Source organism: Kineococcus endophyticus (assembly GCF_040796495.1).
Lineage (GTDB): Bacteria > Actinomycetota > Actinomycetes > Actinomycetales > Kineococcaceae > Kineococcus > Kineococcus endophyticus.
Genome location: NZ_JBFNQN010000045.1, coordinates 1 through 1,029 on the forward strand (window position 1 = coordinate 1; position 1,029 = coordinate 1,029).

The window sequence follows — 1,029 nt, forward strand, 5'->3', positions numbered from 1 at the left end:
GCGGGATGACCGTGAAGTCGCAGGAGCCCGGCGACCCCTCTGAGACGCTGCCCGTATGGAGAGCTCTGGGTGGGTCGCTGTCCGCTGCATCTTCCGCAGCCAGGCTGAGGACCCCGGTGAGGTCGTATACGAGGAACGCGTGACGCTCTGGCGGGACACCGACGTGGAACGGGCCATCGAGAAGGCCGAAGCGGAGGCATGGACCTACGCACGCGAGACGACCTGGGAGCCAGAGCGGGTGACCGATTACCTGGGGCTTGCCCAGGCGTACGCGCTGTCCGATAAGCCGTCGGACGGGGCTGAGGTGTTTAGCCTGATGCGGACGAGCGATCTGCCGCCGGCTGCCTATCTGGACCGGTTCTTCGACACTGGGCGTGAGTATCAAGGAGACGTCGGTGGGCCTGCGGAGCTGGCCTGAGACCGCCTTTGCCCGTCTCGCGACGTCACGGACGGCGAGATGACCGCGCGGTTGTCCTGACACAGTGATCTGGTGTTCAGCCACCTCAGACGGCGACGGGACCGCCGGCGCGCCGAGCAGGCAGCGCGGGCGTTCTACGGCGACTGCCCGCACTGCCGCCACGACTGGCGTGGGCACGACCCCGCCGAGGGCTGCGACGACTGCTTGTACGAGATCGGGCACGAGGACCCCGACGCCCCCGCCCAGCCGTGCCGCGCGGCAGCCCCCGGCTTCACCTTCGCGGCCGGTGCGCCGCTGAGCCGACCCGTCGTCGAGGAATCGACGGTCTTGCCGGAGTGGATCTGCAGCGCCGTGCGCGTACGGGAACGGTGACCACCGGTCGGTGGGCCGGCGACACGCTGCACGTCGAGCCCGACGATCGGGACCCACGGGGGTGGCACCTGTACCTGACCGGAGCCGGGCACGGCTGGGACGTGTGGGCCGATGACGGTGACTCACTGCTGCAGTGGCTGGCCGACACCGACTACGGATTCCGTCTCGACGAGGAGAGGGTCTGACCTCGGCGGGAAGGTAGCTGTGCCGTCGCGCGCACCGCGGGATGACCGTGAAGT

3 protein-coding genes are annotated in these 1,029 nt (G+C 69.3%); all 3 read left to right on the forward strand.

Features of this window, described 5'->3' with window-relative positions; translation table 11 throughout:
• Positions 1–139 precede the first annotated feature (139 nt).
• The 3 genes from AB1207_RS24455 to AB1207_RS24465 all read left to right on the forward strand — a co-directional run bounded on the left by AB1207_RS24455 (position 140) and on the right by AB1207_RS24465 (position 975).
• Positions 140–418 carry a hypothetical protein gene (locus AB1207_RS24455; RefSeq protein WP_367641445.1) on the forward strand — a complete coding sequence of 93 codons (279 nt, stop codon included), beginning with the start codon at positions 140–142 and terminating at the stop codon, positions 416–418.
• 72 nt (positions 419–490) lie between these two features.
• Positions 491–790 carry a hypothetical protein gene (locus tag AB1207_RS24460; RefSeq protein WP_367641447.1) on the forward strand — a complete coding sequence of 100 codons (300 nt, stop codon included), beginning with the start codon at positions 491–493 and terminating at the stop codon, positions 788–790.
• A complete protein-coding gene (locus AB1207_RS24465; protein ID WP_367641449.1) occupies positions 787–975 on the forward strand; it encodes a hypothetical protein in 189 nt (62 codons plus the stop codon). Before AB1207_RS24460 ends, AB1207_RS24465 begins: the two co-directional genes overlap by 4 nt.
• Positions 976–1,029: the final 54 nt, after the last annotated feature.